Source organism: Sunxiuqinia indica, from assembly GCF_009847015.1.
Lineage (GTDB): Bacteria > Bacteroidota > Bacteroidia > Bacteroidales > Prolixibacteraceae > Sunxiuqinia > Sunxiuqinia indica.
The window spans coordinates 62,062-76,402 of the sequence record NZ_WVEM01000005.1; the positions used below are offsets into that span (position 1 = coordinate 62,062).

Consider the following 14,341-nt stretch of genomic DNA (forward strand, 5'->3'; position numbering starts at 1 on the left):
CAATTTCTTAAACAGGTGGGCAATCAATTCAAGACTTTTTCAACAAGGTATTTGTTTCGTTCAGCCGAATTTCGGGAAACTAATTCTCCGATAAATCCTGCCAGAAAAAGTTGTGTTCCAATAATCATAGCGGTTAATGCCAGGAAAAAGTAAGGTGTATCGGTGACTTTTGGTGCAGGAACATGATGTGACAAGGCTATTAATTTATTCACTCCTACAACCAACGTCGCAATAAAACCGACTAAGAAAACCAAGGAGCCCAGCACACCGAAAAGATGCATCGGCTTTTTACTGAACCGAGAAATAAAAATAACAGAAAGCAAATCGAGTGGTCCGCGGATAAAACGTTCAATACCAAATTTCGTCACTCCATATTTGCGTTCCTGATGCTGCACAACTTTTTCACCAATCATCTTAAATCCGGCCCACTTAGCCAGTATTGGAATATAACGGTGCATTTCTCCGTACACTTCAATCGATTTGATTACCTGTCTGCGATAAGCTTTCAATCCACAATTAAAATCGTGAATTTTTATTCCTGTTGCCCTTCGAGCAATCCAATTATAAAATTTACTGGGTATATTTTTTGAGAGAATCGGATCGTATCGTTTCTTTTTCCAACCCGAAACCAAATCAAATTTATCCTCGGTAATCATACGGTACATTTCCGGTATTTCCTCCGGGCTGTCTTGTAGGTCAGCATCCATAGTAATCACCACATCGCCTTTTGTTAATTCAAAACCAGAATACAAAGCCGCAGACTTCCCATAATTCCGCTGAAACTTGATCCCTTTGACGTGGGGATTTGCTGCGTTTAACTCTTCGATTACCTGCCAGGAACGATCAGTACTTCCATCATCAACCAAAATAATCTCGTAGGTAAATTGGTTCGAATCCATTACTTTTTTTATCCAACCTGCCAATTCAGGCAAAGACTCCTCTTCGTTAAATAATGGAATTACAACAGAAATATTCATGGTTTGCTTGTCAATTAGTCTTCCGATTTTACATCTTCCATCGCTTCATCAAAAGCGTTTTCATCTTCATTTCTCTTAATAAAAATAGAAGTGATCAAAGATATAATAAATCCAATGAGTGCGAAACCAAGCAAGCCTGAGATCATCATGATCGCCGGGTTTTGAAATTTAGATATTATTTCACCGGCCATTTCAATCTGTTCATCTGACATCCCTTGCTGGAGCATGGCCTCTTCCTGAGTAATACGCGCTTGCTCCAAAATACTTGGATCGAGTTTCATCAAAACCAAAGAAAAAACAGAATTCAAAATACCAGCAAAAAGCATAATCGCCACTCCAAACCCCAATGCTTTGTTGTAATTGATGTAACCATCTAGCTCTTTATCCCGGTAATTTGCCTGACACCAATAAATACCTCCACCCATAATAACATAGGAAATAAGCGCCAATGTTCCATTAGTGGATTGTCCCATAACGTATAACACGACACTGTACAAAATGAGTGCAACAGACAGGTAAATACCATAGGTCATTGCCGACTTCCAGAAAGTTGATTTTTGTTCCATAATAAAAGCTACTCGATTAGTGATTGACAAATATATTGGATTTTTCAGAAGTACAGACGACAATGATGTAGTTTTGTTTGCAGATTTTTTTTTGAAGAATGCACCTGATCAATAATCGGTTAGAAAAACCGAGTAAAAAAAAATCCTTCAGAGTGTCAATTTCGTTTGTGGGAAATACATTTTTTTCTACTTTTGTCGCCGGGTAAGTCCTGTGCGACCAGCTCCTGCTGAATCCCCCCAGGGTCGGAAGGCAGCAAGGGTAGGCGGTTGTAGCGGTGCGACACAGGTAGCTTACCCACTTTGCCGAATTAGCTCAGTTGGCCAGAGCACGTGATTTGTAATCTCGGGGTCCTCAGTTCGAATCTGAGATTCGGCTCAACAAAAAGTTCTTGAAAATAGTGATGGGGAGATACCAAAGCGGCCAACTGGGGCAGACTGTAACTCTGCTGACTTATGTCTTCGTAGGTTCGAATCCTGCTCTCCCCACAAAACAGTTTTAAGTTTATTGTTTCAGGGTTTTACAACTCAAAACGGTGTACTCAAAACGAATTGCGGGAGTAGCTCAGCTGATAGAGCATTAGCCTTCCAAGCTAAGGGTCGCGAGTTTGAATCTCGTCTCCCGCTCATTAAAGAGGTTGTCATTTAGTTGACAACCTCTTTTCATTTTTGAGAGAATCTATCGGGCATCTTTTTTTTCTATCGAAGTTTCACAACCAAACAATTCGGCTACTGTTACACTAAATAAATCGACATTTAGTCAATCCGAAAATCACCAAACTTAATCTTTATTAAAAGAGCTGCTTTTTGACAAGTTGTAAAAAAACTTACCAAAGCGTGGATAAATAATTGACTTCTAGCAAAAAATAGAAGATTGAAATGGGAAAAGATATTAAAGTGACTTTAAGGAAATGAGGAGTAAGTAATGAGTAAGCATTTTAAACGAATAATTGAATCTGATCGTCCGGTGCTAGTTAATTTTCACGCTGACTGGTGCGAACCTTGCAAGCAAATCCCCCCCATTTTAAAACAGGTGAAAAATAACTTCAAAGAAAGCGTTCGAATTATCAAGGTAAATGTAGATCAAAATCCTTTTATCGCTTCAGATTACCGGGTTAAGCAAATCCCAACGATTATCCTGTTTAAGAAAGGAAATGTGAAATGGGTCAGCGATGGAATAATTAGTCAGTCTGAGTTAACTTCAATTCTCGAGCAACACGTTAATAAGCGTGTTGCATCACCATAAATGCATTGAGCTTTTCTCACAACGCATTCCTCTTAATTCGCGTCACTGCTACTTAAATTTTCTTTAATTGCTTTCAGTTGGTCTTTCGGATAATTCTCGTTGGGTTTTAAACCTAATGCCTTTTGATAATAAAAACGAGCTACGCTGTAATTGCCGGATGTCATTGCCTGATCTCCATCTGCAATCAACTGCTGATATTCTTCATTATCAGCATCCGCTAACTCCTGTTTTACCAAGTCTGAAATTTCATTTAAACGAATTTTAGGATATTGCTCCTCTGGTTTAACGGAAAGTGATTGGTTGTAATACCCTCTGGAAACAGCATAATGCTTCATGATAAATGCTTCATCCGCTTTGGCAATCAGGTCTTGGTATTTCTTTTCTTCTATTTGCGATAGCAGCGAATTGGTCAAACGCTGAATCTCTTGAATCTGATCTTTTGGATATTGTTCCCATGATTTTACGCCCAGTGCCTTGTAATAATAAAACTTAGCAATATTATATTGTTTTCCGGCAAACGCTTCATCTGCTTTCTGAATGGCATTATCGTAATCTGCCAGCTCATTTTTATTCATCGACTGATTGATTTTATCTGAAATTTCAGACAGTCGTTCCTTCGGGTAGGATTCATCTGGTCGCTCGGTCAATGCTTTCTGATAAAAATATTGGGCTATTTTGTAATCATCTTGATTATAACTCTCGTCAGCCGATGAAATAAATGAATCATATTGATCACCGGGACTTGACGCCACAACCGGAGCACTTTCAACAACGGCTTTTTCTTCGGGCTGCACTTGAGGAATCGCCGCTAAAGCCTCCCGTTCGGCAAGCAGTTTCTCAATTAAGACAAGTTGTTCTGTCGGGTACTTCTCGTTTGGTTTGATATCCAGTGCACCTTGGTAACTAACTTTCGCCTCCTCATAGTTTTTCGATCTAAACTCCCTGTCAGCTATATCAATCGCATTTTGGTAGCGTTGATCAATTTCCTGAAGTTGCTTTGCCGTTTCAGCTTGTTGGGCTCTTTTTGCTAACAGCGCATTGACTTCAGCAATTCGTTTATCCGGATAGGTTTCTTCCGGCTTAATGATTTTGGCATTCTCAAAACCTGCTATTGCCATGGTCAGCTGATCGTCCACAAATGCTTCTTCCGCTTTTGCAATTGCGTTCAGATAAGCCTGTTCTTTTTGTTTAGCCTCTTGTTCAGCCAATTGGATTTGAGCTAATCGAGAGTCAATCTCTTTAATTTGATCAATCGGATATTGCTCTTGCGGTTTTAAAGCCAACGCTCTGTTGTACTTTGTTTTGGCTTCGACCCAACTTTCTGAACCAAATAATTGGTCCGCTTCCCGAATTGCTTCGGCATAACGATTTTCAATATCGCCCAACTTATCGTTAATAAACTGTATACGCTCTTTCGGATAAGCTTCCTCCGGCTTGTAGGTCAATGCTTCTTCATACCTCACCTGAGCACCGCTCCATTCTTCCTGATCGAACAGCTTATCAGCTTCTTTTATGGCCGCAGCATAATTTGCTTCCAACGCCTGCTTTTGTCGCATTTTCTCCTGCACCTGATCAATCCTGGCATTTACAATTGGTGCTTTGGAGGGTAGAATCTCTTTCGCTTTAACAAAACTACTTACTGCGGATTCAAATTTTTCTTCTTGTTCAAATTGCTCGGCATCAGCAAAGGCGCGCTCATAAGCTAACTCCTGCATCCTCTTTATCGAATCCTGGATTGCCTGCTGTTCTTGTTCTAATTGTGCCTGTTTTTGTTGCTCAATCAAAAGGTTAATCTGTTCAATCCGGTCTTTCGGAAATTGTTCGTCGGCAAAAATATTAAGTGCTTCAACATAAAAATCCCTGGCTTTTAAATACTCCTGATCGTCAAATGCAGTTTGAGCATTGGCCAGCGCGGCATCATACTTTTCTTGTTGAGCTTTTAAAATTGCCTGACGTTGTGCTTCTTCCTCGGCATTCAAACGCGCTAATTCCTCTCGCTGAGCAATAATTGTTTTAATTTCGGGAATTCGTTTTTTCGGCAATACTTCTTCCGGCTTAAGTGAAGCCGCTTTTTCATATAACGACAAGGCATCTTGAAGTAAGTCGCTATTAAACGCATTTTGTGCCTGACGAACTAACTGGGTATATTCCTGATCAATTTCTTTTCGTTTTTGAAGATCGGCCAGTAAGCTGTCAATTTTTGCGATTTGAGCTACCGGATATTCTTCGTCGGGCTTAATAGTACTTGCTTGTTCATACTTTCCTTTGGCCTCAACAAACTGAGAATTATTAAACAACAACTCAGCATCCTTGAGCTTTTCGTTATACTCCTTTTCCATCTTCAGGCGCTGCAAGCGATCTTGAGCCAGTTGCTCCAATAGGCCTGTAATCTTTTCAATTTGAGCTAAAGCATACGAATCTTCAGGCTTAACTTTCAATGCATCGTTATAAGCGCTTTTTGATTCGCTGTATGTTTCACTTTGAAACAGCTGGTCGCCTGAGGCAATCGCCTTCTGGTATGCCTGCTCCTTTTCCTGAGCCACGAGTCTGGCAATCTCAGCAATCTGCTCTTTCGGATAAGTTTCTTCAGGCAATAAGCTCAGGGCTTCTTCATAGTCGAATTTAGCAGCCGAATATTCCCTCTGTGCCAGTTTCTGATCAGCTCGCTGAACAGCTTCTTCATATGCCTTGCGAGTAACTTCTGCCGCGATCCGCTGTCGCTCCAGTTCAGCTAAAATTTGATCTATTTCAGTTATCTTTTGCTTCGGATAATTGTCTCCGGATTTAATTGTTAAAGCAGCTTGAAATTTTGCTTTGGAAGACTCATATTCTTCAAGAACGAACAGAGAATCTCCTGCCTGAACAGCTGCCTGAAAATCGGCTTCCCTTTTCTTTTCCGCGGCAATTTGCGCCAAAATTTCATCAATTTGCGCAATCTGACGTTTCGGATATTCTTCATTTGGAAGGTACTGTTGTGCTTCTTGATACTTTTCTTTCGCCAGCTCGTAATTTTCCCGCTCTGCTAATCGATTCGCCTCTTCGATGGCCTTATTATACGCCGCAGTTAACCGTTCCAACTGGGCAACAAGACCTTCGATCGCTGCAATCTTTTCTTTCGGATAGCTCTCTTCAGGTTTGATTGACAACGCACTTTGATAAGCGGCTTTGGCTGGCTCATAGTCGTCAAGGTCCAACAAACTATCCCCTCGTTGAACGGCTGTTTCATAATTTCGCTGTCTTTCCCGTTCAAGTGCAGCCAGTCTTTCTTGCTCTTCTTTTATCCGTTGATCAATTATCGATAGTTGAGTCTGAGGTAGCGTTTCATTGGGAAGAATCTCCAATGCCTGTTGATACAAAGCTTTTGCTTGCTCCAATTCATTTCTGTCAAAAGCCTGTGCAGCCTCAGCCATTACATCATCATACTGCTGCTTTTTCTGTACCTGGAGGATCATTTCTTCTGTTTGACTAATGCGATCCTTAACCAACTGGTTATCAGTTTTCAAGGCTAAAGCTACTTTAAAAACGTCCAACGCTGAAAGATAATCTTCTCTTGCAAAAGCGGATTCCGCGTTGGCTAGTGTCTCATTAAACTGTTGTTCCAATTGCCTTTCAGCTTCAATACGAGCCAACTCGTTGTTAATTTGCTGAATTTGCTGAGTCGGATATGCTTCATCTTTTAAAGCCAAAGCTTCGTTATAAAGCGTTTTTGCAAGTTCATATTCTTCGTTTGCTTTGGCCGCATCAGCGCGTTTCAACAAATCAGCATACTTGTTATCCAAGGCAATACGCGCAAGCTGGCTTTCAACCTCCCCTAGTCTTTCCCTGACCGATGAATCTTCCTGGATCTGCAGCGCCTGTTCGAAAACCTGCTTAGCTTGCTCGTAATTTTGTGCAGCTAAAAACTGGTCGCCCTGATTGACAAGCTGCTTAAACTTTTCCTGTAAGGCCAACTGCTGGTCGATCTCACTAATTCTCTCTTTTGGATAATCCTGATCAGGGATAAGAGATAAAGCTTCGGTATAAAGTGATTTTGCAAGCGCTAAATTTTTGTCGCGTAAAGCCTGATCAGCATTCAGGATTTGTTCGTCATAGCGTGCTTTAGTCTCAATTTGCAGCATGATATTCTCAACCTCTCCGATACGCTCTGTCGCCAGTGAATCGTCTGGTTTATTATTTAATGCCTGCCGGAAAGCAATCAAAGCGTCGTTGTATCTTTCGCGACGCAAAGCCTTCTCTCCGTCTTCCATATAGCTGTTATATTGCTGCTCTTTTCGTGCTAATTCAGCCAAGCGTGCAACTTCATTATCAACCTTTTGTATTTGGGCATTAATGTAAGCGGATTCGTCTGGTTTGAGCTGAAGAGCTAGTTGGTAAGATTCTTTTGCCCGATCAAACTCGCCCGTATTAAAAAAGTTTTCAGCATCGAAAATAGCCTGATTGTACTGCAAATCAATTTCGCGTTGCTTGATCATCTCATTCGCTTTCGCTATTTGCCCCAGCGAATAGGAGTCTTCCGGCTTCAAGATCAAAGCTTCATCGTAGGCCGCCTTCGCACGCTCATAAGCTTCTTGCGTCATCAAGTTGTCAGCCTGCTCTATTTTGGCATAATATTCCTTGTCAGCCTCGCGGCGGCGTTGTTCTGCAATTTTCAGTGCGTTTACTAAATCCTGTAGCTCGGCAATCCGATCACGTGGATATGGCCGTTCAGGAAATAAGCCTTTAGCATTCTGGTATTTTGCGAGCGACTCCTCATATTTTCGAGCTTGCATTAAAGCGTCAGCTTCGGCTATCGATTGTTTATAATCAGCTTCACGTTGAGCTAGTGCAGCACGTTGCTCTTCGGTAAGCTCCTGCTCTTGTGAACGAGCCGTTTCAGCCTGCTCTTCCAACTGAATATCGGAGAAAAACACTTCAGAATCAAAATTATCGATATTGGCATTGTAAAACACCCGCCCGGCTGCCTTATTGGTAAAACTTTTATCGACACCAGGAATTTCCTTTACCAGTGAAACCTCAATCTGAAAAGGAGGAAAATCGCTGTTCTCCTCTAAAACCTCTTGCGGAACATGCGTTGAAACAACAATCGTCTTTTTATAATAGCCATCTTTATAAAAGGTCACATCAAATTGGTTATTGTATTCAAATTCGAATCGAAAACGGCCACTTTTGGGTGGCGTAAAAAGCTGTTGTTCGACACCGTTTTTAGTTATCTGAACCTGAATTTCTTCATTATTACCATCATCGGTACTTAAACGGCCGGTAACAACAAAAAAGTCATCTGATTTTGCAAATGCCTCCTGCGAGAACACAATTGTTGTTAATAGTATAAAAGTATAACTGAAAAGTTTATTCAATTTGATCCGCATAGCTTTTAATTCCTGAGTCACACACCTATTTCTTAACGTTGATTCACCCCTTTCAAAGATGTGACTTTTGTAACAAATCTGGAAATAATCCTCCAATATTAGTATATATCCCTCAAAGAGGTCTAAATGTTACCCCCAAATTTCACAATTTTATCTTTTATTCCGTTATTTATAACTAATTAATGCCTCCCAATATTGTTTTATGAAAAATACTCCCAACCTGGCCGAAGCTTTGCTTCCTATTATTTGTTTGATCATACTACTCACCCTTAATGTATTCATTTTTGAAGATACACTTGCCGGATCGAACCAAATAGCTTTGTTGCTGGCTGCAACTGTTGCAGGTATAATTGTCAGGCGAAACGGACAAAAATGGGAATCGACAAGCAAGCAAGTTGTAAAAACGATTGGGTCCGCCATGCCGGCTATGCTCATACTTCTGCTTATTGGTTCGCTGGCAGGAACCTGGATGGCTAGCGGAATTGTACCCACAATGATCTACTACGGGCTAGATCTTATTAACCCAAAACTTTTTTTATTTACAGCGGTCGTCGTCAGTGGATTAGTTTCCGTTTCAACCGGGAGCTCATGGTCAACGATTGCAACAATTGGAGTGGCTTTACTGGGAATTGGCAATGCCATTGGAATTAGCAATCCGGTTGTTGCTGGAGCGATCATCTCGGGAGCTTACTTTGGTGATAAAATTTCGCCCCTGAGTGACACGACAAATCTTGCACCGGCCATGGCTGGAACCGACTTATTTACCCACATCCGGTACATGTTGTGGACCACTGTTCCAAGCATGCTCATTACACTGATTTTGTTTTTAGTTATTGGGTTTAATTACAATTTTAGCGAAACGGTTTCTGATGTTGAGCAAGTAAAATCAGTCATTGGAGAATCTTTCAACACAACGCCCTGGTTATTTGTAGTGCCAGTTATTCTTTTCGTTATCATCATTCTAAAAGTTCCTCCCATCCCATCGTTAATGATTGGAACCTTGTTAGGCGGAATGGCAGCTGTGGTTTTTCAACCTGTAATTATTCAGGAAATAGCCGGACAAGGAATTGAATACACCAAAGCTTCGTATATCAGCTTTATGCAATCGATGTTTGGAGAAGTATCCATTTCAACTTCGAATAACAGTGTGAACCGGTTGATGCACACTACCGGGATGCGCGGAATGCTGGACACGATTTGGCTAATTCTTTCGGCCATGGTGTTTGGAGGAATTATGGAAGCCGGCGGACTCCTTTCACGAATTACCCGCCCAATTATGAAGATGGCCAGATCGACCGGATCTTTAGTGGCATCAACTGCCGGAACCTGTTTGTTTTTCAATGCAACAGCATCAGACCAATATATTTCGATTGTTGTGCCCGGGCGAATGTACCGCAAAGCTTTTGAAGATAAAGGCTTGAAACCCGAAGTACTTAGCCGAACGCTTGAAGATGCCGGAACGGTCACGTCAGTTCTTATCCCTTGGAACACCGGAGGAGCAACACAAGCAAGGGTACTGGGTGTCGCCACTTTTGATTATCTCCCTTATTGTTTTTTCAATATTATCAGCCCGTTTATGAGTATTCTGATGGCTTATCTCAATATTAAAATCCGACGATTTGATAAGACTTCTGGCAAGCCTGAACCATCGACAAAAATCAAATGACGAAACATTTTCTATATTTGATCGCGTACTAACTAATCCGGCTACGTTATGATTCCAGGGATTGTATTGATTGTTTTTTATTTTGGTCTACCAATTCTTCTGCTGTATCTGACGCAAATTTCAAAATTATTGAATAAGATTGGAGCAGTAGTTCTGGCCTACATCATCGGTTTAATTACTGGTAATATTGGTATTTTACCCAGAGCATCAGTTGCCTTTAAAACAATTCTGGCAGGAAAAACCAATCTTCCACAGGAACAAACAAGCGAATTATTAGCTCAGGGATTAATTTCTCCCAAAGACCTTCTTGCGAACCATGTTGCCAGCATTCAAGATATCATCATCACCATTGTCATTCCGCTCGCGATCCCACTGCTGCTGTTTTCGCTTGATATCAGGCAGTGGTTAAAACAAGCCAGAGGCGCTTTACTCTCGCTTATTTTAGCCATGGTATCGTTGCTAATTGTAATTTTCGCTGGTTTCTTCCTATTTAAAAGTGACATAGCTGAAGCATGGAAAGTCTCGGGTATGTTGGTTGGAATTTACACTGGAGGCACGCCAAACCTTGCAGCCATCAGCACCGCAGTTGATGTTAGTCCCAACGTATTCATTCTGACTCATACCTACGACATGATGCTTGGAGCCATCTGTCTGACCTTTTTAATGACCGTAGCCCAACAGGTATTCAACTTGTTTCTTCCGCGTTTCAAATATTCACCAAAAGAACGTAGTCAAGAAATTGATATTAAAGATGAGAGTATGGATAACTATACCGAAATGCTGACTAAAAATGGAGTAATCCATTTGCTAAAAGCATTGGGTCTATCAATTGTAATATTCGCGATATCAGGCGGGCTCAGTTTGCTCGTGCCAAAATCAGCTCAAATGGTGACTGTCATTTTATCCATCACAACGCTGGGACTTATTTTCAGCTCCATAAAAATTGTCAACCATCTTAAAAACACCTTTCAGCTTGGAATGTACTTTATTATTGTGTTTTCTCTGGTAGTAGCAAGTATGGGCGATCTGAGCAGTATGTTTCAGATCGATTTCTTGCATCTCTTCCTATTTGTTGCAATAGCTGTTTTCGGATCTATGATTATCCATGTTTTCTTGTCGTGGATCTTTAAAATAGACTCCGATACAACGATAATTACCATCACTGCCCTCACCTATTCTCCCCCATTTGTCCCGGTTGTTGCCGGAGCTTTAAAAAACAAAGAGATTATTATTTCCGGCCTGACGGTTGGTATTTTGGGCTACGCCTTTGGAAATTATATTGGTGTTGCCATCGCTTACTTTCTGAGTGGGTTTTAATGTTTTAATAACTAGGTCAATACAACTACGAAATTGAATATCCATGAGTTTACCGAAGGTCGTCTTAAGTCATTTAATGGTCAGTAAGGCAGTCTTTAAATTGTCATCGAACCAATAAGGAATGACAACACTTGACAGCATGAAGGCCTCTATTGGTAAATGTGCAGACCTTCATATTATTATTAAAAGAGATAATTCAGTCCCATGTAGAATCCGGAATCGCCATCCCGTTCATCGGCTGCTATTCCATAATCCAGTGCAATGATAAAGTTCTGATTCATGGCAATTCGCAAACCTGCGCCATAGGAAATATGCATCTGTTCTGCATGATCTTTAAAATAATCACCATATCGAATCGATGACATCTCGGGAGAAAGAGGATTGACAAATTCAATCTTGTCGGTTACCTGGCCAAAATCGAAAAAACCGTTTAGTCCGAGGTAGAAATTATTATTTAGAAGTTGAAAACGGGCAAACTTCCAACGTAATTCAACATTTCCGAGAAGGAAGCCATCACCAACCACTCGGTTTCTTCGTATTCCCCGAAGCGTTTTTGAGCCGCCCAGCCCTTCGGATGTAGCTCCTTTCATAACAGAAGTGATTACCTGCGACTGATAATAAAAAGGCACATCGCCCGATAAGGTTGTTTGCCATGCTATCCGATAAGCCAGGGATAAATCGTCCGGAATAATTGTAAAATACTGACGATGGGTCAAACTCAATTTCGAAAAAGAACTTTCAGCTCCCAAAATATTTGGCGATATCAACAATACGGCTTCAGCCCAAATGCCTTTCATCGGATTGGGCTTATTATCGCGGGTATCCCAAACCAAACCACCTTTAAAAGTTGGCACAAAACCGCCATCAGCTTCCTCCTCTTTTATAATGCCCCAATCAATATAGTGTTCATACAAGCCGGGCACATCAGGCAAAACATCAGAACCACTTTTCCCTTCATTTAATTTTTCCAGGTTGACCTTGTCAATCTTAAAATTCAGGAAATTAAAACCGGCAATCCAACGAACCCGCTCGTTGGTTATTTTTCCCTGCAAGTCAATTTTCCAACGAAATAAATTACGGTCGTATTTATAAAACATCCGTGTTCTGTAATCAGCAGCATCTTCATCAATCCAATTTTTATTGAAGACGGCATCGTAGCCGTTAAATCCATAAAAGTCATAAGCCTGATCGGTTAAATAACTCAGGTCCATTGACGTCTGAACTCCCTGTATTAATTGATCAGAATCGTAATAAAACCGATACACGCCGCTGCCTTTTGTGTAGCGCGATACCTCGAGATAAAGAGAATGTCCGTAGTTTGGGTAACGGCTGCCATCGCCATAATCGAATAAATTAACAAAAGCACCGTACTGAAAGCCCAAATCGTTATCGAAAGTAATTGCCGGCAATGCTCCAAAGTTCCATCCGCTTTTTATTGTTTGTTCATTTTTTCCGCTCTGAGAGAAAACCGATACGCGAATTAAAAGAAGCAGAAACAGGATTTGATATGATTTCATTTCAGTCTAATTGTTCGTATTGAACGAAAATACCTCTTTTTTAGCTTAAACCTACTATTCGTGAAATCGGCTTCGATAAATTATTTGAAGACATACTTCGGTTGAATGATGGATTTCTTATTTTTACACTTTGATCGTGCACAACTTAACTCTTGCAATCTAAAAACAATGACTCAATTTTCCAGGATAGATTCTGATTCTGAAGTTCCAAAATACAAACAGGTGGAAGAGCTTATCATTTCAGATATTGAAGCCGGAATATTCAAACATGGTCAACGGATTCCATCCATCAACGAAACAAGCGAAGAATTGCTGCTTTCCCGAGATACGGTAGAAAAAGCTTACGTTCATCTTAAAAAAAAGGGAGTTTTGTTAGCCGTCAGAGGCAAAGGGTACTACGTGAATAAAACAACAGTAAGCCGAAAACTTAAGATTGCCCTGATTTTCAACAAACTGAGCAACTACAAAAGGAGTTTATATTCGTCATTTGTAAATACAGTTGGAGCTAAAGGCAGTGTGGATGTGTTCATATACAACTATGATATTGCAGAGTTTGAAAACATTATCAACAATAACCTCACCAATTACGACTACTTTGTTATCCTACCACATTTCAGAAATGAACAGGCTAATGTTAGCCAGGTCATCAAAACAATTCCGAAGGAAAAAGTTTTAATTATTGACAAAAATCTGGATGAATTAAAAAACTATCCGGTAGTTTATCAGGAGTACGACAAAGATATTTTGAATGCTTTGGGTGAAGCAATTGATCTATTAAAGAAATACAAAAAGCTGAATCTTGTTTTCCCGAAGAATGAATATTATTCGCAATTCATTAGTCGGGGATTTACTATCTTCAGTCAAATTCATCATTTTAATTGCGAAATTTTTGACTCGCTGGAACATAAAGACATTAAGCAAAACGAAGCTTATATTCTGATTTCGGACAATGATTTGTTTGAGCTTTTAAAATTTATCAAACTCAAGAATTGGATTGCCGGAAAAGATATTGGCATTCTCTCTTACAACGAAAGTCCGGTAAAAGAGTTACTGAATGACGGCATCTCAACCATTTCAACCAATCACAACCAAATTGGACAGCTCGCTGCTGAAATGATTCTCAGCCAGAATTTCCGTCGAATCAAAAGTCCTTTCGATTTCATTCGTAGAAATTCCCTCTAATTCGAACTATTTTTGTCCAAAAATTGGCTATAACAATTGAATCCAGTATATTCAAAGCGCTTTAATATTAACAACAGAAAGCATAAGTATGTCCGAAAATCTAATTCACATATTGGTTGCCGAAGACGAGGAGTTTAATTTCTTGTATCTTGTCGAATCTCTCAGCGAATTCAACATTAAACTGTATCGAGCCAAAGATGGCTTGAGTGCTGTGAAAATGTGCCAGGAAAATCCGCATTTCGATCAAGTACTCATGGATATCCGAATGCCGGTAATGGACGGCTACACAGCAACGAATGAAATTAAAAAGTTTCGCCCCAACCTGCCAATCATAGCGCAAACAGCCTATGCCATGGAGTCGGACAAAAGGAAAGCTTTTGAAGAAGGTTGTGACGACTATATTTCAAAACCAATCCGAAGACAGGTTCTAATTGACATTATAGCCAAATACGCTCCGGAAAGATGTCCGCTGAAAAATGTGACTCAATCAAGTTCCTAGTACGAATT

Annotated in this window: 9 protein-coding genes, 3 tRNA genes and 1 other RNA gene; 9 read left to right on the forward strand and 4 right to left on the reverse strand. The window is 40.4% G+C overall.

Going from position 1 to position 14,341, the window contains the following annotated elements; all coding sequences use genetic code 11:
• Nucleotides 1–23: 23 nt before the first annotated feature.
• Nucleotides 24–977, reverse strand: coding sequence for a glycosyltransferase family 2 protein (locus GR929_RS08950; protein WP_159518939.1), 954 nt, complete (start codon nucleotides 975–977; stop codon nucleotides 24–26).
• A gap of 14 nt (nucleotides 978–991) precedes the next feature.
• Nucleotides 992–1,543: a DUF4199 domain-containing protein gene (locus tag GR929_RS08955; RefSeq protein WP_159518941.1), complete on the reverse strand. Its 552-nt coding sequence runs from the start codon at nucleotides 1,541–1,543 to the stop codon at nucleotides 992–994.
• A gap of 200 nt (nucleotides 1,544–1,743) precedes the next feature.
• Here GR929_RS08955 and ffs point away from each other — a divergent pair.
• The 5 genes from ffs (at nucleotide 1,744) to trxA (ending at nucleotide 2,786) form a co-directional block, all read left to right on the forward strand.
• Nucleotides 1,744–1,843, forward strand: an RNA gene (gene ffs, locus GR929_RS08960) — signal recognition particle sRNA small type.
• Between the two features lie 2 nt (nucleotides 1,844–1,845).
• Nucleotides 1,846–1,919: transfer RNA gene (locus GR929_RS08965), tRNA-Thr, on the forward strand.
• Nucleotides 1,920–1,946: 27 nt separating this feature from the next.
• A tRNA-Tyr gene (locus tag GR929_RS08970) sits at nucleotides 1,947–2,029 on the forward strand.
• A gap of 65 nt (nucleotides 2,030–2,094) precedes the next feature.
• Nucleotides 2,095–2,167 (forward strand) — tRNA-Gly (locus GR929_RS08975).
• Between the two features lie 298 nt (nucleotides 2,168–2,465).
• Entirely contained in the window at nucleotides 2,466–2,786 is a 321-nt protein-coding gene (trxA, locus tag GR929_RS08980; RefSeq protein WP_159518943.1) for a thioredoxin, read from the forward strand.
• 32 nt (nucleotides 2,787–2,818) lie between these two features.
• Here trxA and GR929_RS08985 read toward each other — a convergent pair whose 3' ends face one another.
• The gene (locus GR929_RS08985; RefSeq protein ID WP_159518945.1) at nucleotides 2,819–8,173 is read right to left on the reverse strand and encodes a hypothetical protein; all 5,355 of its coding nucleotides are present in this window, start codon (nucleotides 8,171–8,173) and stop codon (nucleotides 2,819–2,821) included.
• A 181-nt stretch (nucleotides 8,174–8,354) separates the two neighbouring features.
• On the opposite strand from GR929_RS08985, the gene nhaC reads away from it, so the two are divergent.
• Both nhaC and GR929_RS08995 read left to right on the forward strand, forming a co-directional pair.
• Nucleotides 8,355–9,818, forward strand: coding sequence for a Na+/H+ antiporter NhaC (nhaC, locus tag GR929_RS08990; RefSeq protein WP_159518946.1), 1,464 nt, complete (start codon nucleotides 8,355–8,357; stop codon nucleotides 9,816–9,818).
• A 48-nt stretch (nucleotides 9,819–9,866) separates the two neighbouring features.
• Entirely contained in the window at nucleotides 9,867–11,135 is a 1,269-nt protein-coding gene (locus GR929_RS08995; RefSeq protein WP_159518948.1) for a DUF819 family protein, read from the forward strand.
• 182 nt (nucleotides 11,136–11,317) lie between these two features.
• Here GR929_RS08995 and omp85 read toward each other — a convergent pair whose 3' ends face one another.
• The gene (gene omp85, locus GR929_RS09000; RefSeq protein WP_159518950.1) at nucleotides 11,318–12,652 is read right to left on the reverse strand and encodes an Omp85 family outer membrane protein; all 1,335 of its coding nucleotides are present in this window, start codon (nucleotides 12,650–12,652) and stop codon (nucleotides 11,318–11,320) included.
• A gap of 168 nt (nucleotides 12,653–12,820) precedes the next feature.
• On the opposite strand from omp85, the gene GR929_RS09005 reads away from it, so the two are divergent.
• Nucleotides 12,821–13,834, forward strand: a complete 1,014-nt coding sequence (locus tag GR929_RS09005) for a GntR family transcriptional regulator (protein WP_159518952.1) — start codon at nucleotides 12,821–12,823, stop codon at nucleotides 13,832–13,834.
• Between the two features lie 88 nt (nucleotides 13,835–13,922).
• Entirely contained in the window at nucleotides 13,923–14,333 is a 411-nt protein-coding gene (locus tag GR929_RS09010; protein ID WP_159518954.1) for a response regulator, read from the forward strand.
• Nucleotides 14,334–14,341: the final 8 nt, after the last annotated feature.

Excerpts from the sequence above, each read along its gene's own strand:
- GR929_RS08950 (WP_159518939.1), bottom strand. The coding sequence starts at position 977 with ATGAATATTTCTGTTGTAATTCCATTATTTAACGAAGAGGAGTCTTTG.
- GR929_RS08955 (WP_159518941.1), bottom strand. The coding sequence starts at position 1,543 with ATGGAACAAAAATCAACTTTCTGGAAGTCGGCAATGACCTATGGTATT.
- trxA (WP_159518943.1), top strand. The coding sequence starts at position 2,466 with ATGAGTAAGCATTTTAAACGAATAATTGAATCTGATCGTCCGGTGCTA.
- nhaC (WP_159518946.1), top strand. The coding sequence starts at position 8,355 with ATGAAAAATACTCCCAACCTGGCCGAAGCTTTGCTTCCTATTATTTGT.
- GR929_RS08995 (WP_159518948.1), top strand. The coding sequence starts at position 9,867 with ATGATTCCAGGGATTGTATTGATTGTTTTTTATTTTGGTCTACCAATT.
- omp85 (WP_159518950.1), bottom strand. The coding sequence starts at position 12,652 with ATGAAATCATATCAAATCCTGTTTCTGCTTCTTTTAATTCGCGTATCG.
- GR929_RS09005 (WP_159518952.1), top strand. The coding sequence starts at position 12,821 with ATGACTCAATTTTCCAGGATAGATTCTGATTCTGAAGTTCCAAAATAC.
- GR929_RS09010 (WP_159518954.1), top strand. The coding sequence starts at position 13,923 with ATGTCCGAAAATCTAATTCACATATTGGTTGCCGAAGACGAGGAGTTT.